The organism is Streptomyces sp. NPDC005805, assembly GCF_040630445.1.
In the GTDB taxonomy this organism is placed as follows: Bacteria; Actinomycetota; Actinomycetes; order Streptomycetales; family Streptomycetaceae; genus Streptomyces.
On sequence record NZ_JBEXXN010000028.1, the window covers coordinates 28,176 to 51,752 of the forward strand.

A 23,577-nucleotide genomic window follows, 5' to 3' on the forward strand; every position below is an offset into this window, starting at 1 on the left:
CGTGCGCATCACCGCCCCGGAGACCGGGCACAGCCCGGTACGGCCGGGTGCGGACCCGCAAAAGACCGTACGCGGCGCGTTGTCAGCGGGTCGGGACCGCAAACGTTGTATCTCTGTCCAGTGATGGTCTTCTGCGGTGGTTTGCCCCGGTTCCTGTCGTGGTCACGGACCGACGTCCCCGGCGTCCGTCACGACCGCGGCTCCGGAGCCGTATGACCGCACTGATCGTCTTCCCCTTCCTTCTCGCGGCGGGCGCCCCCTGGCTCGTCGCGCGGCTCGGCACGCGCGCCTTCCTCGTACTGGCGGTCCCGCCCGCCGTCGCGACGGTCGCGGCCGCCCTGTGGTGGCGCAGGACCACCGAGGGCGAGCCGCTGACCTGGTCCTGGGAGTGGATTCCCGCCTACGGCGTCTCGGTGGCCCTGCGGCTGGACGCCCTCGCCGAGCTGATGCTGCTGCTCGCGGCCGGCATCGGCACGGTGGTCGTCCTCTACTGCGCCGCGTACTTCCGGGACGCCCCCGAGCGGCTCGGCCCGTTCGCCGGGAACCTGCTGGCCTTCGCGGGCGCGATGATCGGACTGGTCCTCGCCGACGACCTGATCCTGCTGTACGTCTTCTGGGAGCTGACCACGGTCTTCTCCTATCTGCTGATCGGCCACGGCAGCGAGCGGAAGCAGAACCGCCGCTCCGCCCTCCAGGCCCTGATGGTCACCACCTTCGGCGGACTGGCCATGCTGACCGGCTTCCTGATCCTCGGTCAGACCGCCGGCACCTACCGGATCTCGGAGATCGTCGCCAACCCGCCGGAGGCGACCGCGGCCGTCTCCACCGCCGTGCTGCTGGTCCTGTGCGGGGCGCTCTCCAAGTCGGCGATCTGGCCGTTCAGCATGTGGCTGCCGAACGCGATGGCCGCCCCCACCCCCGTCAGCGCCTATCTGCACGCGGCGGCGATGGTCAAGGCCGGTGTGTACCTGGTCGCCCGGCTCGCGCCCGGCTTCGCCGAGGTCCCCCTCTGGCGGCCGGTGGTGCTGGTGCTCGGCTGCGCCACGATGCTCCTCGGCGGCTGGCGGGCCCTGCGGCTGTACGACCTGAAGCTGGTGCTCGCCTACGGGACGGTCAGTCAGCTCGGCCTGCTCACCGTGCTGGCGGGCGCCGGGAGCTACGACACCGCCCTCGCCGCCGGGGCCATGATCCTGGCCCACGCCCTCTTCAAGGCGGCCCTCTTCCTGGTCACCGGCATCGTCGACCGGGCGACCGGTACCCGTGACCTGCGCAGACTCTCCGGCGTGGGCAGCGCCCTCCCCCAGGTGTGCGCCGTCGCGGTGGTGGCCGCCGCCTCCATGGCCGCCCTGCCGCCGCTGCTGGGCTTCGCCGCCAAGGAGGCGGTCTACGAGGCACTGCTCGCGGGCACCACGGCGGACCGGTGGGCGCTCGCGGCCATCGCCGTCGGATCGGCGCTGACCATGGCGTACAGCCTGCGGTTCGTCTGGGGTGCGTTCGGGCGCAGGCCGGGCGTCGCGGACACCCCGGTGCGCCCGGTGGGCTGGTCCTTCCTGGGGGCGCCCGCGGTGCTGGCGGCGGCCGGCCTGGTCCTCGGGCCGGGGGCGGGGCTGGCGGAGCCGCTGCCGGCGGCGATGGCGGCCGAGAGCTTCCCCACCCCCGCCGAACCGATTCATCTGGGGCTCTGGCACGGCCTCGGCCTCGCGCTGCTGCTCTCCGTGCTGCCGTGGCTCGCCGGCGCGGCGCTGTTCGTGCTGCGGGAGCCCGTCACCGCGCTCTCCCGGCGGATCGCCTGGCCGACCGCCGACGCCGCCTTCGGCCATCTGCTGCTCGGGCTGGAACGGACCGCCCTCCAGGTCACCGGTGCCGTGCAGCGCGGTTCCGCGTCCGTCTACCTCGCGACCACCCTGCTCGTCGTGCTGGTCGCCCAGGCGCTGGTGCTCGCCTACGACCGCCCGTGGGACGAGGCGGCCGCCCCTCGCCTGTGGGACATGCCCCTCCAGGGCGCCGTGGCCGCGCTGACCTGCGCGGCGGCCCTGCTCTGTCTGACCGCCGACCGCCGGATGAAGGCCGTCGTCCTGGCGGGCCTCACCGGCTACGGCACGGCGCTGCTCTTCGTCGTCCAGGGCGCGCCCGACCTGGCGCTCACCCAGTTCAGCGTGGAGACCGTCTCCATGATCGTCTTCGTGCTGGTGCTGCGCCGGATGCCGGTGCACTTCCGGGAGAAGACCAGCCCCTGGCGGCGGGTCGTCCGTATCCCGGTGGCCCTCGCGACGGCGGCGGCCACGGCCACCGCGGTCTGGGTCGCGGGCGGCTCCCGCGTCGCCGAACCGGCCGGGCCCCTGCTGGTCGACGAGACGGCGCGCCACGGACTCAAGGACGTCGTCGCGACGATCCTGGTCGACCTGCGGGCCTGGGACACCATGGGCGAGTCCGCGGTGCTGGCCGCCGCCGCGATCGGCGTGACCAGCCTGGTCTATCTCCACCGGCGCACGGACTCCACCTCCTCCCTCCAGGAGGAACCCTGGGCCGACACCGCCTGGGCGCTGTCCACGCAGCCCCTCGCCGGGCTGCCCCGGGGCGACGAGGGCGCGCCCGAACGCCGGTGGCTGGCCGCCGGATCGACGCTGGCGCCGCAGCACCGCTCGGTCGTCTTCGAGGTGGTCGCCCGGCTGGCCTTCCATCCGATCCTGGTCCTCTCGCTCTATCTGCTGTTCTGCGCGGAGAACCTGCCGGGCGGCGGCTTCGTCGCCGGTCTCGTCGCCGGCGTCGCGCTGATCACCCGTTATCTGGCGGGCGGACGGGTCGAACTGGCCCAGGCGGCCCCCCTCCAGCCGGGTCTCTTCACCGGCCTGGGCCTCTTCCTCTCCACCGCCGTCGGCCTGGCCGGGCTCATCGACGGGACCGTGCTGCACGCCTGGACCTACTACGGACACCTGCCGGTCCTCGGGAGCTACCACATCAGCACCCCGGTGATCTTCGACTTCGGCGTCTATCTGCTGGTCTTCGGCGTCGTGCTCGACATCGTGCGCGCGCTCGGCGCCAAGGTGGACCGCCAGATCGAGCGCGGCGCGCGCGAGGAGTCGCCGGCGGGCCGGGCGGGGGGCGGTGGCCGATGACGGTCAGTGTCGCGCTGCTCGTCACCGCGGCGGTCCTGTGCGCGGTCGGCGGAACGCTGATGCTCGCCCGGCCCCTCACCCGCGTCCTGCTGGGGGTGGTGGTCGCGAGCAACGGCGTCAACCTCTTCCTGCTCTCCGCCACCGGCCCGGCCGGGGAGGCCGCCCTCCTCTACCCGGGCGTGCGGCTGCGGGACGTCACCGACCCGCTGCCGCAGGCGATCACCCTCACCGCGATCGTGATCACCCTCGGCACCACCGCCTTCCTGCTCGCGATGGCCTACCGGAGCCACCAGATCACCGGCACGGACGAGGTCCAGGACGACGTCGAGGACCGGCGCGTGGCGCTGCGTGCCGAGGTGATGCGGGAGCGGCCGCCGCGCGCGTCCGAGGCGGAGGACGCGGACGAGTCCGCCCCGTCCGGGGAAGCCCCCTCCGACGAGCGCCTGCGCAGCCGCGCGGAACGCCGCCGCCTGCGGATCAAGCTCCGCGCCCACCTGGCCGTCCAGGCGCGGGGGCGCGACACCTCGGGCGACTGGTGGCACGACGTCCTCGGCGCGGACCCGGAGGACTACGCGGCCGAGCGGTCGGAGGGCGCGGCGGACGAGGACATCACGGCGGGGCAGGAACGGGACGACGACGACCAGGGGCCGGGCCGGGACCCCGGGGGCCGGGGCCACGGCCCGGACCGGGGGCCGGACTCCCGCCACCACGACCCCGGGGACCAGGAGCAGCAGCCGCCGCGCCGAGGAGACACCGAGTGAACGCGATCGTGCCGCTGCCCGTGCTGCTGCCGCTCTGCGCCACCGGCCTCAGCCTGGCCTTCGGGACCCGGCTCAAGCAGGTCCAGCGCGTCATCAGCCTCGCCGTGCTCTCCGCCGTGCTCGTGCTCTCCGTGGTGCTGCTGGTGGCCGCCGACCGCCAGGGGCCCCTCGCGGTCGACCTCGGCGAATTCCTCCCGCCCGTCGGCATCACCATGGTCGCCGACCGGCTCGCCGGGCTGATGCTGACCGTCTCCTCCGCCGTCACCCTCTGCGTGCTCGTCTACTCCCTGGGCCAGGGCATGTCCGAACGGGACGAGGAGACCCCGCTCGCCATCTTCCACCCCGCCTATCTGCTGCTGGTCGCGGGCGTCTCCTGCACCTTCCTCGCCGGCGACCTGGTCAACCTCTTCGTCGGCTTCGAGATCATGCTCGTCTCCAGCTATGTGCTGCTCACCATCGGCGGCACCGGCCCCCGGGTCCGGGCCGGGGCGACCTATGTGATCATCTCGCTCTTCTCCTCGATGCTGTTCCTCACCGCCATCGCGATGGCCTACGCCTCCCTGGGCACGGTGAACCTGGCGCAGATGGCCGTCCGGCTGGCCGATGTGCCCAGCGGAGTCCAGTCGCTGGTGCAGGTGATGCTGCTGATCGTCTTCTCGATCAAGGCGGCGGTCTTCCCGGTGGCGGCCTGGCTCCCCGACTCGTACCCGACCGCGCCCGCGCCCGTCACCGCCGTCTTCGCGGGGCTCCTCACCAAGGTGGGCGTGTACTGCATCATCCGGACCGAGACCCTGCTCTTCCCCGGCAACCGGCTGGGCGACCTGCTGATGGCCGTGGCGCTCGCCTCGATGGTCGTCGGCATCCTCGGCGCGGTGGCGCAGACGGACCTCAAGCGACTGCTCTCCTTCACCCTGATCAGCCATATCGGGTACATGATCTTCGGGATCGGCCTCGCCACCCGCGCGGCCCTCGGCGGCGCGCTGATCTACGTGGCCCACCACATCACCGTCCAGACCGCCCTGTTCCTCGTCTCCGGCCTGATGGAACGGCGCACCGGCACCACCGAGCTGACCCGGGTCGGCGGTCTGGCCCGGGCCACTCCGCTGCTGGGTGTCCTCTTCTTCGTGGCGGCGATGAACCTGGCGGGGGTGCCGCCGCTCTCCGGGTTCATCGGCAAGCTCCAGCTGATGCGGGCCGGTGTCGCGGACGCGGGTGCCTGGGCGTGGCTGCTGGTCGCCGGGTCCGCCGTGACCAGTCTGCTGACGCTGTATGTGGTGGCCAAGGTCTGGAACCTCGCCTTCTGGCGGGCCGCCCCGCCGGGGCAGGTCGCCCTCGGCACCGTCCTGGAGTCCGACGACACCGACTCCGACTCCGACAGCGCGGGCGACGCGAGCGGTCCGGCCGGGTCCGCCGGGGCGGCCGTCCCCGCCGGCCGCATCGCCGCCGCCACCCTCACCGGACGGCCCGTCACCACCACGCTGCGGCTGCCCCGGACGATGACCGTCGCGACCGCCGCCACCGTGCTGATCGGCCTGGCGTACACCGTGCTCGCCGGCCCGCTCGCGGCCTTCACCGACCGGGCGAGCGCCGAACTCCTGGTGCGCGTCCCCTACATCGAGGCGGTGCTCGGCCGATGATCTCCGTCTCCTTCCGGAACAAGAAGCTCCCGCCCTACAGCTGCGCGATCGGCACCCGGCACCCGCGCGTCCTCGACCTCCCGCAACTCGCCTGGCTCACCGCGATCTGGGTGCTGCTGTGGGGGACGCTGACCTGGGCCAACCTGCTGACCGGCGCGATCGTCTCGGTGGTCCTGAGCCTGGCTTTCCCCCAGCCGCAGGTGGACCTCGGGCTGCGGCTGCACCCCTGGGGCATCCTGCGGCTGACCGCCTATCTGACGTACGACATGTTCTCCTCGGGCGTCCGGGTCACCCGCCAGATCTTCGCCGAACTCCCCTACCGGGCCGCCGTCATCGGCATCCCCCTGCGCTGCCGCGGCGATCTGATGCTCACCCTCACGGCGGTCTCCGTGAGCAATATGCCGGGCGGCTCGGTCGTCGAGGTGCGCCGCGACACCGCGACCCTCTTCCTGCACATCCTGGACGCCCACGACCCGGCGGTGGTCGACGCGGCCCGGCGTTCCGTGTGGCGCCTGGAGGAACTGACCGTCTGCGCCTTCGGCACACCCGACGAGATCGCCCGGGTCGGACGCCCCCCGGCCGCCCCGCCGGAGACACGGGACACCGACCGCGGGGAGGACGGAGCATGAGACGGAGACGCGCCACCACCGGCGGGAGGACCGGCCCATGAGCGCCCTGACCACCGTCGACGACGTCCTGCTCGTCAGCTCCGTGGTGTTCATCCTGGCGGCGGGCGCGCTGCTCCTCGCCCGTATCGCACGCGGCCCCTCGATGCTGGACCGCGCGCTCGCCCTGGACGTCTGCGCGGCCCTGATCATCGCGGGTCTGGGGGCCAAGTCCGCGCTCGACCGCAACCCCTACTACTTCCCGATCATGCTGGTACTCGCGCTGCTGTGCTTCACCGGGTCCGTGGCGATCGCCCGCTTCATCGCGGTACGCGACCGCCCACCGGGCCCGCCACGCACCCGAACGACGGCCCCGGAACCCGACACCACGCCCGGTACTTCCGGCACTTCCGGCGCTTCCGGCGCGGACGACGAAGGGACGGAGGGCCGATGAACCTCTGGGCCCGGACCGCCGACACCACGGGCGCGGTCCTCATCTTCCTGGGCGCCGCCGTCTGCCTGCTCGGCGTGATCGGCATGCTCCGCATGCCCGACGTCCTCACCCGCAGCCACGCCGCCACCAAGCCCCAGACCCTCGGCATGCTCCTGGTCCTGGCCGGGGTCATCCTGCGCCTGCGCAGCGGAATCGACCTGGGCACCCTGGTCCTGATCGGCTTCTTCCAGCTGATGACGGCCCCGATCGCCTCCCACCTGGTGGCCCGCGCGGCCTACCGCACGGGCCAGGTCGACCACCGCGAACTGATCTTCGACGACCTCGACCGCGAACTCGAACCCGAGTCCACCCTCGACCCGGAACCGGAACCGGAACCGGACGCGGAACCGGACGCGGGCCCCGAGAACGGCGGCCGGGAGCCCGGACGCGGCGGCTCCCCCGGCTGAGCCGGGCTACCGGCGACGACGCACCGGCACACGATGGGAGGATGACGCCATGGTGACGAACCGGCCGTGGACGAACCTTCACAGCGATCTCCTGGCGGCGAAGGCCCTGGTGTACGACCCGAGCGGGTTCGCCTGCTCCCCACCGGTACCCGAACCGGAAAGCGCCGAGTACGCGGCATGCGCGTTCACCCTCGATGACCGCTCGGTCCGGTCCGCGCGGCGAAGACCACCCCGACGAAAGCGGGCCAGTTCGTCACCGTGTGGCAGCGGTCCGGCGAGGGACCGATCCGCCCCTTCGACACCTCGGACGAAGTGGACCTCTTCGTCATCAGCAGCCGGGACGACAACGGCTTCGGGCAGTTCGTGTTCCCGCGCGAGGTGCTGCGCGAGCGGAACATCGTCTCCCACGCCGGAGCCGGCGGGAAGCGAGGATTCCGCGTCTACCCGCCGTGGGTGACCACCACCAGCAAGCAGGCCCGCAGCACCCAGGCATGGCAGGTGACCTACTTCCTCGCCCTCTCCCCCGAAGGCCCGGCCGACCTGCCGCTGGCCCGGACCCTCTACCACCCGTAGGCCCGGAGTCGGCGTCCGGCTCCAGAACCTGGACCTTGGCCCGAACGACTGAACGGGGGCCGCCGCTGCGGAGCGGCGGCCCCCGTCCGGACGGTGCCACAGGTAGAAACGGTTCTCTGGGAGAGCCGCGTGGTGGGGCGGGTGGGACTCGAACCCACGGCCGACGGATTATGAGTCCGCTGCTCTAACCGGCTGAGCTACCGCCCCTCACGGCGCGGCGCGCACATGTGTGCGCGTCGTCTGCCGCAGCATAGCCGGTCATACGATCTCCTGCCCTCGCATGGTCGACAACGCCTGACCATGAGGACTCCGCTGGTCGCCACATGGTTCCGCTTCCCGCTCGGGATCATCCGGAAGGCCCCGGACCGAAGGTTCCGGAAACGACGAAGAGGGCCCTCGCGGGCCCTCTTCGTCTCCGTGCTCCCCCGGCTGGACTCGAACCAGCAACCCTCCGGTTAACAGCCGAATGCTCTGCCAATTGAGCTACAGGGGATCGCGCTCCCCCGACTGGACTCGAACCAGTAACCTGCCGGTTAACAGCCGGCTGCTCTGCCAATTGAGCTACAGGGGATTGCTGCGTGTGCACCGAACGTACCTACCGGGGTCGTCCTCGGAGGGCGTCCGCTCGCTGCGACACATACATTAGCGCAAGCAGGGGGGTGCTCCGCCAATCGGTTCGGCGCCGGGTGATCACGGGCCACGCCGGGTAAGCGGGCAGCACCGACGCAACGGAAGGTGACACCCATGCGGTACAAGCTCACGTTCGTCGCCGGACTGGCCCTCGGCTTTGTGCTCGGCGCACGGGCCGGGCGCGAGCGGTACGAGCAGCTCAAGAAGTCCGCGCGGCAGATCTCGCAGAACCCGGCGGTGCGCAACGCGGCCGAGTCCGCCGCGCACAACGGGCGCGAGGCGGCCGGCAAGGCGTTCCACGCCGTGAGCGGCAAGGTCGGCGACCATGTGCCGGACTCGGTCGCCGAGCGGGTGCGTGCCCTGAAGGACCGCGGCCCCGGCACGGAGGACGACTGGGGGACGACCAACACCTGACGACCAGCACCCGCGCACCCACCGCACCGCACCGCAGCGCCGCGACGATTCTGCCGCCGCTTCCCCGGACACCGCGTCCGCCGGGAGCGTGCGGCAGAATTCTTTGCATGGGGATAGTCGCCGGGTTGGACAGTTCGTCCGAGTACACACGCATCGTCGTCTGCGACGCGGACACAGGCGCCGTGCTGCGCCAGGGATACGCGCCGCATCCCGTCGAGCCGAAGTCGACCGAGGTCGACCCGCAGGTCTGGCTGCTCTCGCTCGGCGAGGCGGCCGGGTCCGGCCTGCTGGAGAGCGTCCAGGCGATCGGCGTGTCCGCGCAGCCGCACGGGCTGATCCCGCTCGACGCGCAGGGCGCCCTGGTCCGCCCAGCCCTGGTGGGCAACGACAAGCGCGCCCAGGTCGCCGCCGCCGACCTCGTCGACGCGCTCGGCGGGCGGCGGGCCTGGGCCGAGGCCGTCGGCTCGGTGCCGCAGGCTCCCCAGCCGGTGGCGAAGCTGCGCTGGCTGGCCCGCACCGAACCCGAGGCCGCCCGGCGTATCGCCGCGGTCCTCCAGCCGCACGACTGGCTGGTGTGGCAGCTCCTCGGCCGGCCCGCGCGCCGGACCACCGACCGCGGGGCCGCGTCCGGCACCGGGTTCTGGTCCGCCGGCGCCGGTGCGTGGCGGCCCGACCTGGTGGAGATCGCGCTCGGGCACCCCTGCGCGCTGCCGGAGGTGCTCGGCCCGGCCGAGGCCGCCGGGACCACCCCCGAGGGGCTGCTCATCTCGGCCGGCACCGGCGAGACGATGGCCGCGGCCTTCGGGCTGGGCGTCGGCGTCGGGGACGCGGTGGTGTCGCTGGGGGCGTCCGGGTCGGTGATGGCCGTGCACCACGAGGCGCTGGCCGACCCGTCCGGGATGATCACCTCGTTCGCCGACGCGACCGGGATGCACCTGCCCGTGGTGCACACCCTCAACGCCGTACGGGCGCTGCGCGGTACGGCGGAGCTGCTCGGTCTCGCGGACCTCGCGGAGCTGTCGGCGCTCGCCCTGAAGTCGACCCCGGGCTCCTCCGGTCTGGTGCTGCTCCCCTATCTGGAGGGCGAGCGCACCCCGCAGCTCCCGCACACCGCGGGGACGCTCAGCGGGCTGCGGCGCGAGTCGATGAAGCCCGAGCACCTGGCGCGGGCCTCCTTCGAGGGGATGCTCTGCTCGCTGGCCGACGCCCTCGACGTGCTGCGCGGGCGGGGCGTCGAGGTGCGCCGGGTGTTCCTGCTGGGCGCGGCCGCCGAACTGCCCGCCGTGCAGGCGGTGGCGCCCGCGGTGTTCGGCGTCCCGGTCGTGGTGCCCCAGCCCGCCGACTACGCGGCGCTGGGCGCGGCCCGTCAGGCGGCCTGGGCGCTGGGCGTCGCGCGGGGCACCCACTCCCCCGCCGCCCCGCCCGCCTGGCAGGCCGCGTCCGTGCAGGTCTTCGAGCCGGGCGAGGAGGCGGCGGTCGGGCAGGCGGTGCGTCAGCAGTACCGGGCGACCCGCGAGCAGATCCACCCGGGGGCGTTCACCGAGACGCTGTCCTGAACACGGCGCCGGGCGGGGCTGCTTGCGCGGGACCGCCGGCCCGCAGCCCGGTCGCCGGCGCAGTCTTGACCCCGGCTTGGCCAAAACCCTTGGGGTTCCGGCGGGCGGGTGCCGGAAGATGGGATGTCCTCCGATCTTGCCGAGCCTGCCGATCCTGCCGAACCCGAGAGACAGCACTGTGCTGATACGACTGCTGCGGACCCGTCTGGGCCCGTACAAACGCCCCCTCGCCCTGCTGGTGGTGCTGCAACTGCTGCAGACCAGCGCCACCCTCTATCTGCCGACCCTCAACGCGGACATCATCGACGACGGTGTCGTGAAGGGGGACACGGGCTACATCCTGTCCCTCGGCGCACTGATGATCGGCATCAGCGTCGTCCAGGTGCTGTGCAACATCGGGGCCGTCTTCCTCGGGGCGCGTACCGCCGCCGCGCTCGGGCGGGACGTGCGGGCCGCCGTCTTCGACCGGGTGCAGAGCTTCTCCGCGCGGGAGGTCGGGCACTTCGGGGCGCCGTCCCTGATCACCCGGACCACCAACGACGTCCAGCAGATCCAGATGCTGGTGCTGATGGCGTTCACCCTGATGGTCTCGGCGCCGATCATGTGCGTCGGCGGCATCGTGCTCGCGCTCGGGCTGGACGTGCCGCTGTCCGCGGTGCTGCTGGCGGTGGTGCCGGTGCTGGGCATCGCGGTCTCCCTGATCGTGCGGCGGATGCGGCCGCTGTTCCGGACCATGCAGGAGCGGCTGGACACCGTGAACCGGGTGCTGCGCGAGCAGATCACCGGCAACCGCGTGATCCGCGCCTTCGTCCGCGACGACTACGAGAAGCGGCGGTTCGCGCGGGCCAACCAGGAGCTGACCGACGTCTCCATGGCGACCGGCCGGCTGATGGCCCTGATGTTCCCGACCGTGATGACCGTGGTGAACGTGTCCTCGATCGCGGTCGTCTGGTTCGGCGCCCACCGCATCGACGGCGGGGGCATGGAGATCGGCGCGCTGACCGCGTTCCTCGCGTATCTGATGCAGATCGTGATGGCCGTGATGATGGCCACCTTCATGTTCATGATGGTGCCGCGGGCCGAGGTGTGCGCCGAGCGGATCCAGGAGGTGCTGGACACCGCGTCGAGCGTCGTCCCGCCGCCCGCGCCGGTGCGGGAGCTGTGCGCCCGGGGGCTGCTGGAGGTGCGGGACGTCGACTTCCGCTACCCGGGGGCCGAGGAGCCGGTGCTGCACGCCGTCTCCCTGAACGCCCGGCCCGGGGAGACCACCGCCGTCATCGGCTCCACCGGCAGCGGCAAGTCCACCCTGCTGGGGCTGGTGCCCCGGCTGTTCGACGTGACCGGCGGCGAGGTGTTCGTGGACGGCGTGGACGTCCGGGAGCTCGACCCGGCGCTGCTCGCCCGTACGGTCGGGCTGGTGCCGCAGAAGCCGTACCTCTTCTCCGGGACGGTCGCCACCAATCTGCGCTACGGGAACCCGGACGCGAGCGACGCGGAGCTGTGGGCCGCCCTGGAGACGGCGCAGGCCGCCGACTTCGTACGCGGGCTGGAAGCCGGTCTGGACGCGCCGATCGCGCAGGGCGGCACCAATGTCTCCGGCGGCCAGCGGCAGCGGCTGGCCATCGCGCGGACGCTGGTGCAGCGGCCGGAGATCTACCTCTTCGACGACTCCTTCTCCGCCCTCGACTACGCGACGGACGCCGCCCTGCGGGCCGCGCTCGCCGCCGAGACCGCCGACGCGACCGTGGTGATCGTGGCCCAGCGGGTGTCCACCATCCGCGACGCCGACCGGATCGTGGTCCTGGACGAGGGCCGGGTCGTGGGGACGGGCACCCATCACGCGCTGATGGAGACCAACGAGACGTACCGGGAGATCGTGCTCTCGCAGCTGACGGAGGCCGAGGCGGCATGAGCGCACCGGGTGTGGCGGGACGGATGATGGCCGGCGGGGCGCCCGGCGACCGTTCCATGGACTTCAAGGGCTCGGGCAAGCGGCTGCTGCGGCAGCTCGCGCCCGAACGGGCCGCGCTCTGGGTGATGCTGGGCGCCTGTGTGCTGAGCGTCGCGCTGTCGGTGGTCGGGCCGAAGATCCTGGGGATGGCGACCGACCTGGTCTTCGCGGGGGTCGTCGGCCGGGAGCTGCCCGAGGGGACCACCAAGGAGCAGGCGGTCGCGGACATCCGGGCGGACGGCGACGGCGGGCTCGCCGACATGCTCTCCGGGGTGGACTTCACCCCGGGCGAGGGCATCGACTTCACGGCGGTGGGCAACGTCCTCCTCGCCGCGCTGGTCGTGTACGTGGCGGCGGGCCTGCTGATGCTGGTGGCGACCCGGCTGTCGATCACGGTCATCAACCGGACCGTGTACCGGATGCGGGAGGACGTGCAGACGAAGCTGTCCCGGCTGCCCCTGTCGTACTTCGACCGGGCGCGGCGCGGTGAGGTGCTGAGCCGGGCGACCAACGACATCGACAACATCTCCCAGACCCTCCAGCAGTCGCTGGGCCAGCTCATCAACTCGCTGCTGACCATCGTCGGCGTGCTGGCGATGATGTTCTGGATCTCCCCGCTGCTGGCGCTGGTGGCCCTGGTGACGGTCCCGGTGTCGGTGGTCGTGGCGACCCGCGTCGGCAAGCGCTCGCAGCCGCACTTCGTGCAGCAGTGGAAGTCGACGGGCACGCTCAACGCGCACATCGAGGAGATGTACACCGGGCACTCCCTGGTCAAGGTCTTCGGCCGCCAGGAGGAGTCCGCGCGGGACTTCGCCGAGCAGAACGAGGCGCTGTACGAGGCCGGGTTCCGGGCGCAGTTCAACAGCGGGATGATGCAGCCGCTGATGTTCTTCGTGTCCAACCTCAACTATGTGCTGGTCGCGGTGGTCGGCGGGCTGCGGGTGGCCTCGGGGACGCTGTCGATCGGTGATGTGCAGGCGTTCGTGCAGTACTCGCGGCAGTTCTCGATGCCGCTGACCCAGGTGGCCTCGATGGCGAACCTGGTGCAGTCGGGCGTCGCCTCCGCCGAGCGGGTCTTCGAGCTGCTGGACGCGCAGGAGCAGGAACCGGACGCGCCCGCGCGGGTGGTGGGCACGGGCGGGACGGTGCTGCCGCCGGCCCGGGCCGAGGGGCGGGTGGCGATGGAGAAGGTCTCCTTCCGCTACGAGCCGGACAAGCCCCTCATCGAGGACCTGTCCCTCACGGTGGAGCCGGGCCACACGGTCGCGATCGTGGGCCCGACGGGCGCGGGCAAGACGACCCTGGTCAATCTGCTGATGCGGTTCTACGAGGTGACCGGCGGGCGGATCACCCTGGACGGCCGGGACATCGCGGGGATGCCGCGCGAGGAACTGCGCTCCGGGATCGGGATGGTCCTCCAGGACACCTGGCTGTTCGGCGGCACCATCGCGGAGAACATCGCCTACGGGGCCTCCCGGCAGGTGACCCGCGAGGAGATCGAGGAGGCGGCCCGGGCCGCGCACGCCGACCGGTTCGTCCGGACCCTGCCCGAGGGCTACGACACGGTGATCGACGACGAGGGCTCCGGGGTGAGCGCCGGTGAGAAGCAACTCATCACCATCGCGCGGGCGTTCCTCTCCGATCCGGTGATCCTGGTCCTCGACGAGGCGACCAGTTCGGTGGACACCCGCACCGAGGTGCTGATCCAGCGGGCGATGGCGCGGCTGTCGCACGGCCGGACCAGCTTCGTGATCGCGCACCGGCTCTCCACGATCCGGGACGCGGACGTGATCCTGGTGATGGAGGCCGGCGCGATCGTGGAGCAGGGCACCCACGGTGAACTGCTCGCGGCGCAGGGGGCGTACGCGCGGCTGTACGCGGCGCAGTTCGCCCAGGCGGTGGCGGAGGTCGACTGAGCGGAGCCGGCCGGGGCCGGGGCGGGCGACCCCGGTTCCGTCGTCCGGCCCGGTCGGCCGGTGTTCCGGCGGCCGGTGTCCGGTCGTTCAGTCGAGGTAGCCGCGGAGCTGTTCCGCGAAGGCGTGGTCGCGGAGCCGGCTCAGCGTCTTGGACTCGATCTGGCGGATGCGCTCCCGGGTGACGCCGAACAGCCGCCCGATCTCCTCCAGGGTGCGGGGCCGCCCGTCGGCCAGCCCGTACCGCAACTGGACGACCTTGCGCTCGCGTTCCCCGAGGGTGGAGAGGACCGCCTCCAGGTGCTCGCGCAGCAGCAGGAAGGCGGCGGACTCGACGGGCGAGGCCGCGTCCCCGTCCTCGATCAGGTCGCCGAGCGCCACGTCGTCCTCCTCGCCGACGGGCGCGTGCAGGGAGACGGGCTCCTGGGCGAGGCGCAGCACCTCGCCGACGCGCTCGGGCGGCAGGTCGAGCTGGGCGGCGACCTCCTCGGGGGTGGGCTCGTAGCCGCGTTCCTGGAGCATCCGGCGCTGGACGCGGACCACCCGGTTGATCAGCTCCACCACATGGACCGGGACCCGGATGGTGCGGGCCTGGTCGGCGAGGGCGCGGGACATCGCCTGGCGGATCCACCAGGTCGCGTACGTCGAGAACTTGTAGCCGCGGGCGTAGTCGAACTTCTCGACGGCCCGGATCAGACCGAGGTTGCCCTCCTGGACCAGGTCGAGCATGGTCAGCCCGCGGCCGACGTACCGCTTGGCGACCGAGACCACGAGCCGCAGGTTCGCCTCGATCAGCCGGCGCTTGGCGACCCGGCCCATGACGACGAGCCGGTCCAGGTCGACCGCGAGCTGCGAGTCCGGGTCGGTGACCGCGAGGCGTTCCTCGGCGAAGAGCCCGGCCTCGACCCGGCGGGCGAGTTCGACCTCCTCCGCCGCGGTCAGCAGCGGGATGCGCCCGATCTCGCGCAGGTACTGGCGGAAGAGGTCCGAGGAGGGGCCCGAGCCGTCGGCGGCCCGGCCGGTGGGCCGCGGCGGCGGCTCGGGCAGTTCGGGGTCCTCCACCAGTTCCGCCGGTCCGGCGGGCGCGGGCTCCGGCGCCTCCGGGTGCCCGGCGGGCAGGCCCTGCGCGGGCACCTGGTCGGCCTCGCGGCCAGCGGGTGCCGTCACCGCCGGGGTCTCGGTCTCGCTCAGGGTCCGGGTCTGCACGGGGGCGACCTCCAGGGTGATCGCTGCCGGATCGGGGGCGTACGACAGCTCCGAGGGCTCAGGCACCGCCCCCAGTGTGGGGTACGACACATCCCCGCCACGAGGGGCGTGCGGCGACTTTTTGGGACCCGGCGTGACCGGGCGGTTACGCGGATGCCCTCTGTGTGGCGGTCTGCCGGGATCGGGCGGGCGGCGCGCTCCGGCGCGGCGGGAGGGCTCGGCGCGCGGGCCGGAGCGCGGCGGAGGCGGTGGGCGGGCTCGGCGCGGGCGGCAGGCGCGGCGGGTGGGCTAGAGGGCCGCCGCGCCCTGGTTGCGGAGGGCCTGGCCGTACTGCTGGAGGACCCAGAGGTCATTGGCCACGGCCGCGTACTGCTGGGGGTCGGCGTTGTTGCCGAGGCGGGCCAGGGTGCCCTGGATCTCGCGGATGCGGCGGTCGACGGCGCGCAGGCGGACCTGGACGAGCTGGACGCCCGCGTAGACCTCGTCGACCGTGCGGGCGTGGATCGCCTCCACGGCCAGTTCGGTGACGAGGGCGCGGACGGTGTCGTCGGGGGCGGTGTCGCGGACGCGGGCGAGGTAGCCGGGGGTGTCGGCCGCGCCCTGCTCGGCTCCGCCCGCCTCCTCGATGGTGCGGCGGACGGCCGCGTACGGCGGGGCGGTGAACTCGTCGGCGCCGTAGGCGTCGAAGGCGGGCGAGACCAGGGCGGGGTGCTGGAGGGCCAGCTTGAGCAGCTCCCGCTCGGTGCGGTGGGCGGGGCTGCGCAGGTTGAGGGCCGGGCCGGACGGCGCCTGGGGAGCCGCCGGGGTCTCCGCCGCGCGGTGCGCGGGGGCGCGGCGGTCCTGCGGGCCCGAGCCGGGGCCCCGGCCGCCGCGGTCACGGGCCCAGCGGGCGAGCTGGGCGACCCGCTTGACCACGAACTGGGTGTCCAGGATGCCGAGGATGCCCGCGAGCTGGACGGCCGACTCGTGCTGGATGGCGATGTTCTTGATGCCGGCGACGATGGGCGCCGCCTCGTCCAGCGCGGCGGCGCGGCCCGCCGGGGTCTCCAGGTTGTGGCGGGAGACGGTGTGGCGGATGGCGAACTCGAAGAGGGGGGTGCGCGACTCGACGAGCTTCTGCACCGAGGGGTCCCCCTCGGCGAGCCGCAGTTCGCAGGGGTCCATCCCGCCCGGGGTGATCGCGATGGAGGTCTCGGCGGCGAACTTCTGGTCGTCCTCGAAAGCGCGCAGGGCGGCCTTCTGACCGGCCGCGTCGCCGTCGAAGGTGAAGATCACCTCGGCGGTGGCGTTGTCCATCAGCAGCCGTCGGAGGATCTTGATGTGGTCGCCGCCGAAGGCCGTGCCGCAGGTCGCGATGGCGGTGGTGACGCCCGCGAGGTGACAGGCCATCACATCCGTGTACCCCTCGACCACGACCGCCCGGCTGGTGCGGGCGATCTCCTTCTTGGCGAGGTCGATGCCGTAGAGGACGTGCGACTTCTTGTAGATCGCGGTCTCGGGGGTGTTCAGGTACTTGGGGCCGTTGTCGTCCTCGCGGAGCTTGCGCGCGCCGAAGCCGACGACCTCGCCGGTGATGTCCCGGATGGGCCACATCAGCCGGCCCCGGAAGCGGTCGATCGGGCCCCGGCGGCCCTCCTGGGAGAGGCCGGAGAGGACCAGCTCCTTGTCACTGAAGCCCTTGCCGCGCAGGAAGCGGGTGAGGTGGTCCCAGCCGGCTGGGCTGTAGCCGACACCGAAGTGCTCGGCGGCGGACTGGTCGAAGCCGCGCTCGGCGAGGAACTTCCGGCCGATCTCGGCCTCGGGCGAGCCGAGCTGCTCCCCATAGAACTGGGCGGCCACCTTGTGCGCCTCGACCAGGCGGATGCGCTCCCCGCGCTGGTGGGTGGGGTTGTACCCGCCCTCCTCGTACCGCAGGGTGATGCCGGCCTGGGCGGCGAGGCGCTCCACCGTCTCGGAGAACGACAGGTGGTCGATCTTCATGACGAAGGCGATCGTGTCGCCGCCCTCCTGGCAGCCGAAGCAGTGGAAGAGACCCTTGCTGGGGCTGACCTGGAAGGAGGGGGACTTCTCGTCGTGGAAGGGGCAGAGGCCCTTGAGGTTGCCGCCGCCCGCGTTGCGGAGCTGGAGGTACTCGGACACGACGGCGTCGATCGGGACGGCGTCCCGCACCGCCTTCACGTCGTCGTCGTTGATCCTGCCTGCCACGCGTGAATTCTACGGGGGTGCGGGGACACTCCTCCCCGGGCCGGCCGCCGGAGCCGGACAACTCCTAGTCGCCCCGGGGGCCGCCGGCCAGGTCGGTGATCGACACGTCCGGGTCGCCCAGGGCCTGGGCGTCGACCGGGGTCCGCTCGCGGATCAGCCGCTGGATCGGCTCGGTGACGTCCCACACATTGACGTTCATCCCGGCGAGGACCCGGCCCTCGGAGAGCCAGAAGGCGATGAACTCGCGCTTGCCCACATCGCCCCGGAGGACGACCTGGTCGTAGGAGCCGGGCGGGGCCCAGCCCGAGTACTCCATGCCGAGGTCGTACTGGTCGGAGAAGAAGTACGGGACGCGGTCGTACGTCACGTCCCTGCCGAGCATGGCGCGGGCGGCGGCGGGCCCGCCGTTCAGCGCGTTCGCCCAGTGCTCGACGCGCAGCCGGGTGCCGAACAGGGGGTGCTGCTGGGCGGCGACGTCCCCCGCCGCGTAGATGTCGGGGTCGGAGGTGCGCAGGCTCGCGTCCACCGCGATGCCGCCGCCGTGGGCGCGGTCGGCCAGCTCCAGGCCGGCACCCTCGGCGAGCGCGGTGCGCGGGGCGGCGCCGATGGCGGCGAGGACCTCGTGGGCGGGGTGCTCCTCGCCGTCGTCGGTGCGGGCGGCGAGGACCATGCCGTCCTGGCCGGTGATCTCGGTGAGGCGGGCGCCGAAGTGGAAGCGGACGCCGTGCTGCTGGTGCAGATCGGCGAAGACCTGGCCCAGCTCGGGGCCGATGACGCCGTGCAGCGGGGTGGGCTCGGGCTCGACGACGGTGACCTCCGCGCCGTACCCCCGGGCGGCCGCGGCGACCTCCAGGCCGATCCAGCCGGCCCCGGCGATCACCAGATGGCCGTTGTCCCTGCCGAGGGTGGCGAGGACGCGGCGGAGCCGGTCGGCGTGGGAGAGGCGGCGCAGATGGTGCACACCGGCGAGGTCGGTGCCGGGCACGTCGAGACGGCGGGGCTCGGCGCCGGTGGCGATCAGCAGCTTGTCGTAGTGGAGGAGGGCGCCGTCACCCAGGCGGACCGACTTGTCCGCCCGGTCGATGGACACGGCGGTCTGGCCGAGGTGGAGTTCGACCTCGGAGCGCGCGTACCAGCCGGGCTCGTGGACGAAGACGCCGTCCCGCTCCTCCTTGCCGGCGAGCAGGCCCTTGGACAGCGGTGGACGCTCGTACGGGCGGTCCCGTTCGTCCCCGACGAGGATCACCCGCCCGGTGAAGCCCTCGGCGCGCAGCGTCTCGGCGGCCTTGGCCCCGGCCAGTCCGCCTCCGACGATGACGAAGGTCCGATCTGCGTCGACCACGGTGTTGCCTCCTCGTAAGTCCCAGCACCGCGTACGTCCCAGTGCTGTTCGGCATCTGCGAGCGTCCCGCACTGAGCGTGATGGCGGAAGAGGGAGTGCCCCTCGGGAGTGTCATACCGGACGAAACGACAAACGATCACGGCACGCGCCGCGTTCCCGGACGGCGCGCGGACGGTCGCCGCGCGCCGGGGGCGTTCGCGGGGCGCGCGCCGGCGGGCGGGGTCGGCGCGCCAGGCCGGGCACGGGGCGCGCGCCCTCCGGGACGCGGCGCGGGCGGGCTCGGGACGGGTGCGCGCCCGGCGCGGGCGGGGTCAGCGGCGCTGCGGCAGGCGCTCGTGCAGAGTGCGGGCGGAGGCGTCGGTCAGCGAGGCGAGCTGGTCGACGATCACCCGCTTGCGCGCCCGGTCGTCCGGCGCCGCGTCGAAGAGCGCGCGGAACTGCGGCTCCAGGCCCTCCGGCGCGCGGGCGGTGAGCGCGGCGGCCAGCTCGGCGAGCACCACCCGCTGGTCGGCGCGGAGCACCTCCTGCTCGGCGCGCTGCATCACATAGCGGTCGGCGACCGCCTTGAGGACGGCGCACTCGTTGCGGGTCGCGCGCGGAACGACCAGTTCGGCGTCGTAGCGGGTGAGCCGGCCACCGCCGAACGCCTCCCGGGTCGCGCCCTCGGCCGCGAGCGCGAAACGGCCGATGAGCTGGCTGGTCGCGTCCTTCAACCGGGCCTGGGCGACCGCCGAACCGTCGTAGTGGTGCGGCCACCACGGGGCGTCGATCAGCCGGTCCAGGGCCTCGGACAGCTCGTCGGGCGAGGTGTCGGCGGGCACATAGCGGCCGATGGCAACCGCCCAGATGCCCTCCCGTTCGGTCGCGGAGAGCAGGCAGTTGGGGTCGATGTGCCCGGCGTGCAGGCCGTCCTCGAAGTCGTGGACCGAGTACGCCACGTCGTCCGACCAGTCCATCACCTGCGCCTCGAAGCACTTGCGGTGCTCGGGGGCGCCCTCGCGCACCCAGGCGAAGACCGGCAGGTCGTCCTCGTACACCCCGAACTTGACGTGGTCGGGGTCGGCCGGGTGACCGCCGCGCGGCCAGGGGTACTTGGTGGCCGCGTCCAGGGCGGCGCGGGTGAGGTTGAGGCCGACGCTGACGTGCTCGCCGGTCTCCGGGTCCCGGGTGAAGCGCTTGGGCTCGATACGGGTGAGCAGCCGCAGGGACTGGGCGTTGCCCTCGAAGCCGCCGCAGTCGGCGGCGAACTCGTTGAGGGCCTGCTCGCCGTTGTGGCCGAAGGGCGGGTGGCCCATGTCGTGCGCGAGGCAGGCCGCCTCGACGAGATCCGGGTCGCAGCCGAGGGCCGCGCCCAGCTCGCGGCCGATCTGGGCGCACTCCAGGGAGTGGGTCAGCCGGGTGCGGGGGCTGGCGTCCCAGGAGTGGCCGCGGCTGCCGGGCGTGACGACCTGGGTCTTCCCGGCGAGGCGGCGCAGCGCGGAGGAGTGCAGGACCCGGGCCCGGTCGCGCTGGAACGCGGTCCGGCCGGGGCGCTTGTCGGGCTCGGACGCGTACCGCTCGACGGCGTGCTCGTCGTACCCGTCGGCACCGGAGGCGTCGGTGGTGTGGCCGGCGACGGCCCGCGACTCGGGGGCGCGGGCGGGTGGGCGCGGTGCCGCGCGGTGGCCGCCGTCGGCCGCGCCGGGCGCGGTGGCGGGTGCCTCGGGGTCGTGCGGCCATGTCCCGCCGCGCGGGGCGCGGGGGGCCGCCGCCTCGGGGTCGTGGGGCCAGGTGATGCCGTCGGTGCCGGTGGTGCCAGTGCCGTCCATGCACCGAAGGTAACCGGCGGCGCGGACAGCCGGGACCAGGACATGGCTGATGTGACGCGGTCCCGGGGGCGGCTCCACCGGCGCTCGAGTCCGGCCCGGCGGGGCTCAGGCGGGCACGAGGTGCTGCGCGCGGGCGGGCGCCGGCACGCCGGGGCGGGCCAGGGCCTCGTCGTAGCGGTGCAGGACCAGCCGGGCCAGGGCCGGGTGCGCGCCGAGGGGTTCGGCCGCGATCCAGGGCGAGGCGGTGGCGCAGCGCGTGGCGAACAGGCCGGGGGCGGTGAAGCAGGAGGCCACCGCGATCCGGTGCCGGCCGCGCGCGGTGAGGGCGCGGACGGCGGCGGGGACGGCGGGCGCGAGGGCGGAGGCGTACGCGGCGACGACCGGCACCCCGAGCCGTTCGGCGAGCAGCGCGGCGATCCGGCGGGTGTCCTCGGCGGACGCGGGGGCGCGGGACCCGGCGGACGCGAGGACCACACCGGCCGTGCGGCTGCCGCTGTCCCGGTCCGACCAGCCGGCCTCGGCGAGCCGGGCGGCCAGGGCCTCGACCAGCAGCGGGTGCGGGCCGAACGGCGCGGCGATCCGCGGGGCGGCGGCGCCCGGCGCGGGGGCCGCGGCGGCCGCGGCGCGGGGCAGGTCGTGGGTGACGTGGTACCCCCGGCCGAAGAGCAGCGGCACCAGCACCGCCGGCGCGCCGCGCAGCCCGGCGAGGGTGTCGTCGAGCCGGGGCTCGTTCAGCTCGATGTGGCCGAGGCGGACGTCGAGACCGGGGCGGAGCTCGCGGACCCGGTCGAGGAGCGCGGACACGGTACGCGCGGCGCGCGGGTCGCGGCTGCCGTGGGCGACGGCGACGAGGACGGGCCGGGCGTCGGCGGCCCGGGAGCTGGTCCGGTGCATGCGGGGCGGGTTCCGTTCAGTCGGACGTGACTCAGCTGGGTGCCGAGCTGAGCGGTGATGCGGGTGAGGAGCTGCGCGGTGGTGTCGAACTGCGCGACCTCGTGCGGCGGCACCCCGGCGGCGGGGTTCTCCCGGTCGGCGGCGGAGGTGGGAAGGGGCAGGGACTCGCGAAGGTGTTCCGGCTCCGTCATGAACCGATGGTGTCCGCCGCAGGTTGCCTCCTTGTTGCGCGACGGTGACGGACCTTTTCGCCTGACTCACACGGGGAATTCGCCGGCTGAGCGGTTTCCGGATGCGGCCGGCACGAACGGGTCGCGGCCGGGGACCGCGACCCGTTCACGTCGGGGTGGCCCCGCGGGGCCGGGCGGGGCCGGGCCAAACGGACGGAGCGGCGCGCTCCGGCGAGCCGGCCGCAGGGGCGGCCGGCCGGCGAACGGGTCAGGGGGGTGTGGAGCCGAGCCACACCCGGAGGGGGCCCAGGGACTCGCAGCCCTGGTGGCGGGCGGCGGTGAGGGCGGGGCCGTGGCCCGGGCCGTCAGGGGGCGGTGGGGACCCACACCCGAAGCGGGCCCAAGGCGGCGCAGCCGTGGCCGGTGGCGGCGGTGAGCGGCGGGCCGGACTCGTAGCCGACGATCGGGAGGGTGGGGTGGCGGGTCGTCACGGCGGCCAGGCAGCCCGCCCACGCGGCGTCGAGGTCGTCGTCGGTGGCGAAGAGGTTGGAGACGCCGGCCGCTCCCCCGGCGGCCGTCACCACCGCGCCCGCCACCGGGCGGCCGGCGCCCGGTTCGGGGTGCGCGGCGAGAACCGTGGTGGACGGGTCCGCGAGGAGGGACGGGCGCCAGAGGGTGGCGGGGCCGTCCGGGCCGGCCCAGGCGTGGGCCCACTCCGTGAGTCCCGCCTCGGTGGTCACCGCGGACCAGTGGGTGCGCGGCGGAGCCGCCGGGGCGGGGGCACCGGCCGGGCGGTACAGCCAGTTCGCCTCGAAGAGGACGGAGAACCCCGCGTCCGAGAGGTCCAGCGCGCCGAAGGAGTCCTTGACCGAGGCGCCCGGGGCGCGGTCGCCCAGCGCGTCCAGCACCTCGGCGGCGGAGGCGTCCGGGGCGAGGGTCACGGCGTCCGGGTACAGCGGGGGCGTGGGGCGCGCGGCGGACCACACGCGCTCCCCGAAGACTCCCGGCACGCCGTGCGCACGGCACATGGTGGCGCACCACAGGGCGTTGTTGCGGGCGGCGGTCGCCACTCCAGCGGCCAGGGAGGAGGCGGAGGCGGAGGTCATGGCGCCGATCCTGCGGCCCGGCCCGCCCCGGAGCGAACCTTTTTCCGCCGGAACGCGTCTGACCTGCGGGAGGGGATCATGAGAGAGCAGGTCCGAAGACTGGTCCGCGCGGTGGCGCGGCCGAGCCGGCGGGCGCGGCGGCGGACCGTGCAGGCGGTCATGCTCGGCTGCGTGCTCGCGCTGCTGCCCGCGACCTGGCTCCACGCGAGCGCCGACAGCCGGCTGCGCACGGTCGAGGCGGCGCCCGCGCGGGACGTGGTGGTCGTCTTCGGCGCCGGGCTGTGGAACGGCCGCCCCACCCGCTACCTCGCGCACCGGCTGGACGCGGCCGCCGAGCTGTACCGGACCGGCCGCGCCAAGGTCGTCCTGGTCACCGGCGACAACAGCCGGGTCGAGTACGACGAGCCGGACGCCATGCGGACCTACCTCACGGAACGCGGCGTCCCCGACGACCGGATCGTCAGCGACTACGCCGGGTTCGACACCTGGGACTCCTGCGTCCGCGCGAAGAAGATCTTCGGCGTCGACCGGGCCGTGCTGGTGACGCAGAGCTTCCACATCCGCCGGGCCGTCTCCCTGTGCCGGGCCGCCGGCGTGGACTCCTACGGCGTCGGGGTCTCCGAGCGGCACGACCACACCTGGTACTACAGCAGCACCCGGGAGCTGTTCGCGGCGGGCAAGGCGACACTCGACCTGGTGTTCAAGCCGGACCCGCACTTCCTGGGCACGCGGGAGCCCGGGGTCCGCGACGCGCTGGAGGCGGCGTCGGCGGCCGCGTCCCGCTGAACCG

Annotated in this window: 16 protein-coding genes, 3 tRNA genes and 2 pseudogenes; 12 read left to right on the forward strand and 9 right to left on the reverse strand. The window is 73.6% G+C overall.

The window, feature by feature from the left end; all coding sequences use genetic code 11:
- Window positions 1-212 precede the first annotated feature (212 nt).
- The 7 genes and pseudogenes from ABZ457_RS17475 (at window position 213) to ABZ457_RS17505 (ending at window position 7,592) form a co-directional block, all read left to right on the forward strand.
- Window positions 213-3,116, forward strand: a complete 2,904-nt coding sequence (locus ABZ457_RS17475) for a Na+/H+ antiporter subunit A (protein WP_359158445.1) — start codon at window positions 213-215, stop codon at window positions 3,114-3,116.
- Window positions 3,113-3,877 (forward strand): Na(+)/H(+) antiporter subunit C, encoded by a 765-nt coding sequence (locus ABZ457_RS17480; RefSeq protein WP_359158446.1) that lies wholly within the window; start codon window positions 3,113-3,115, stop codon window positions 3,875-3,877. Before ABZ457_RS17475 ends, ABZ457_RS17480 begins: the two co-directional genes overlap by 4 nt.
- Window positions 3,874-5,514, forward strand: coding sequence for a Na+/H+ antiporter subunit D (locus ABZ457_RS17485; protein WP_359158447.1), 1,641 nt, complete (start codon window positions 3,874-3,876; stop codon window positions 5,512-5,514). Before ABZ457_RS17480 ends, ABZ457_RS17485 begins: the two co-directional genes overlap by 4 nt.
- On the forward strand, window positions 5,511-6,143 hold the full coding sequence (locus ABZ457_RS17490) for a Na+/H+ antiporter subunit E (protein WP_359158448.1): 633 nt from the start codon (window positions 5,511-5,513) through the stop codon (window positions 6,141-6,143). The genes ABZ457_RS17485 and ABZ457_RS17490 overlap by 4 nt, the downstream gene beginning before the upstream one ends.
- Window positions 6,144-6,180: 37 nt before the next feature.
- On the forward strand, window positions 6,181-6,573 hold the full coding sequence (locus ABZ457_RS17495; protein WP_359158449.1) for an MrpF/PhaF family protein: 393 nt from the start codon (window positions 6,181-6,183) through the stop codon (window positions 6,571-6,573).
- Window positions 6,570-7,019, forward strand: a complete 450-nt coding sequence (gene mnhG, locus ABZ457_RS17500) for a monovalent cation/H(+) antiporter subunit G (RefSeq protein WP_359158450.1) — start codon at window positions 6,570-6,572, stop codon at window positions 7,017-7,019. The genes ABZ457_RS17495 and mnhG overlap by 4 nt, the downstream gene beginning before the upstream one ends.
- A 49-nt stretch (window positions 7,020-7,068) precedes the next feature.
- Window positions 7,069-7,592: pseudogene (locus ABZ457_RS17505) on the forward strand (MepB family protein).
- Window positions 7,593-7,722: 130 nt separating this feature from the next.
- On the opposite strand, the gene ABZ457_RS17510 reads toward ABZ457_RS17505, so the two are convergent.
- The 3 genes from ABZ457_RS17510 to ABZ457_RS17520 form a co-directional block, all read right to left on the reverse strand.
- Window positions 7,723-7,799, reverse strand: a tRNA-Ile gene (locus ABZ457_RS17510).
- A 213-nt stretch (window positions 7,800-8,012) separates the two neighbouring features.
- A tRNA-Asn gene (locus ABZ457_RS17515) sits at window positions 8,013-8,085 on the reverse strand.
- Between the two features lie 5 nt (window positions 8,086-8,090).
- Window positions 8,091-8,163 (reverse strand) — tRNA-Asn (locus ABZ457_RS17520).
- Window positions 8,164-8,336: 173 nt separating this feature from the next.
- On the opposite strand from ABZ457_RS17520, the gene ABZ457_RS17525 reads away from it, so the two are divergent.
- The 4 genes from ABZ457_RS17525 to ABZ457_RS17540 all read left to right on the forward strand — a co-directional run bounded on the left by ABZ457_RS17525 (window position 8,337) and on the right by ABZ457_RS17540 (window position 14,059).
- Window positions 8,337-8,636 (forward strand): YtxH domain-containing protein, encoded by a 300-nt coding sequence (locus tag ABZ457_RS17525; protein WP_359158451.1) that lies wholly within the window; start codon window positions 8,337-8,339, stop codon window positions 8,634-8,636.
- A 107-nt stretch (window positions 8,637-8,743) separates the two neighbouring features.
- Window positions 8,744-10,192, forward strand: a complete 1,449-nt coding sequence (locus ABZ457_RS17530; protein ID WP_359158452.1) for an FGGY family carbohydrate kinase — start codon at window positions 8,744-8,746, stop codon at window positions 10,190-10,192.
- A gap of 178 nt (window positions 10,193-10,370) precedes the next feature.
- Window positions 10,371-12,104, forward strand: coding sequence for an ABC transporter ATP-binding protein (locus ABZ457_RS17535; protein ID WP_359158453.1), 1,734 nt, complete (start codon window positions 10,371-10,373; stop codon window positions 12,102-12,104).
- Window positions 12,101-14,059, forward strand: a complete 1,959-nt coding sequence (locus ABZ457_RS17540; RefSeq protein ID WP_359158454.1) for an ABC transporter ATP-binding protein — start codon at window positions 12,101-12,103, stop codon at window positions 14,057-14,059. The genes ABZ457_RS17535 and ABZ457_RS17540 overlap by 4 nt, the downstream gene beginning before the upstream one ends.
- Window positions 14,060-14,146: 87 nt before the next feature.
- Here the strand turns inward: ABZ457_RS17540 and ABZ457_RS17545 are convergent, their stop codons facing one another.
- The 6 genes and pseudogenes from ABZ457_RS17545 to ABZ457_RS17570 form a co-directional block, all read right to left on the reverse strand.
- Window positions 14,147-15,337, reverse strand: a complete 1,191-nt coding sequence (locus tag ABZ457_RS17545; RefSeq protein ID WP_359158485.1) for an RNA polymerase sigma factor — start codon at window positions 15,335-15,337, stop codon at window positions 14,147-14,149.
- 213 nt (window positions 15,338-15,550) lie between these two features.
- On the reverse strand, window positions 15,551-17,467 hold the full coding sequence (gene dnaG / locus ABZ457_RS17550; RefSeq protein ID WP_359158455.1) for a DNA primase: 1,917 nt from the start codon (window positions 17,465-17,467) through the stop codon (window positions 15,551-15,553).
- 64 nt (window positions 17,468-17,531) lie between these two features.
- Window positions 17,532-18,809 carry an FAD-dependent oxidoreductase gene (locus tag ABZ457_RS17555; protein ID WP_359158456.1) on the reverse strand — a complete coding sequence of 426 codons (1,278 nt, stop codon included), beginning with the start codon at window positions 18,807-18,809 and terminating at the stop codon, window positions 17,532-17,534.
- Window positions 18,810-19,120: 311 nt separating this feature from the next.
- A complete protein-coding gene (locus ABZ457_RS17560; RefSeq protein WP_359158457.1) occupies window positions 19,121-20,617 on the reverse strand; it encodes a deoxyguanosinetriphosphate triphosphohydrolase in 1,497 nt (498 codons plus the stop codon).
- A gap of 105 nt (window positions 20,618-20,722) precedes the next feature.
- Window positions 20,723-21,702: pseudogene (locus ABZ457_RS17565) on the reverse strand (CbiX/SirB N-terminal domain-containing protein).
- A 344-nt stretch (window positions 21,703-22,046) separates the two neighbouring features.
- Window positions 22,047-22,787, reverse strand: a complete 741-nt coding sequence (locus ABZ457_RS17570) for a hypothetical protein (RefSeq protein WP_359158458.1) — start codon at window positions 22,785-22,787, stop codon at window positions 22,047-22,049.
- Between the two features lie 78 nt (window positions 22,788-22,865).
- Between ABZ457_RS17570 and ABZ457_RS17575 the strand changes: the two genes are divergently transcribed.
- Complete coding sequence (locus ABZ457_RS17575) at window positions 22,866-23,573, forward strand: ElyC/SanA/YdcF family protein (RefSeq protein WP_359158459.1); 708 nt, start codon at window positions 22,866-22,868, stop codon at window positions 23,571-23,573.
- The last annotated feature ends 4 nt before the right edge of the window (window positions 23,574-23,577 follow it).

Bases quoted from the DNA above. Each gene is read 5' to 3' on its own strand.
- mnhG (WP_359158450.1), top strand. From the start codon at position 6,570: ATGAACCTCTGGGCCCGGACCGCCGACACCACGGGCGCGGTCCTCATC.
- ABZ457_RS17480 (WP_359158446.1), top strand. From the start codon at position 3,113: ATGACGGTCAGTGTCGCGCTGCTCGTCACCGCGGCGGTCCTGTGCGCG.
- ABZ457_RS17530 (WP_359158452.1), top strand. From the start codon at position 8,744: ATGGGGATAGTCGCCGGGTTGGACAGTTCGTCCGAGTACACACGCATC.
- ABZ457_RS17575 (WP_359158459.1), top strand. From the start codon at position 22,866: ATGAGAGAGCAGGTCCGAAGACTGGTCCGCGCGGTGGCGCGGCCGAGC.
- ABZ457_RS17540 (WP_359158454.1), top strand. From the start codon at position 12,101: ATGAGCGCACCGGGTGTGGCGGGACGGATGATGGCCGGCGGGGCGCCC.
- ABZ457_RS17475 (WP_359158445.1), top strand. From the start codon at position 213: ATGACCGCACTGATCGTCTTCCCCTTCCTTCTCGCGGCGGGCGCCCCC.
- ABZ457_RS17490 (WP_359158448.1), top strand. From the start codon at position 5,511: ATGATCTCCGTCTCCTTCCGGAACAAGAAGCTCCCGCCCTACAGCTGC.
- ABZ457_RS17560 (WP_359158457.1), bottom strand. From the start codon at position 20,617: ATGGACGGCACTGGCACCACCGGCACCGACGGCATCACCTGGCCCCAC.
- ABZ457_RS17570 (WP_359158458.1), bottom strand. From the start codon at position 22,787: ATGACCTCCGCCTCCGCCTCCTCCCTGGCCGCTGGAGTGGCGACCGCC.
- ABZ457_RS17495 (WP_359158449.1), top strand. From the start codon at position 6,181: ATGAGCGCCCTGACCACCGTCGACGACGTCCTGCTCGTCAGCTCCGTG.
- ABZ457_RS17525 (WP_359158451.1), top strand. From the start codon at position 8,337: ATGCGGTACAAGCTCACGTTCGTCGCCGGACTGGCCCTCGGCTTTGTG.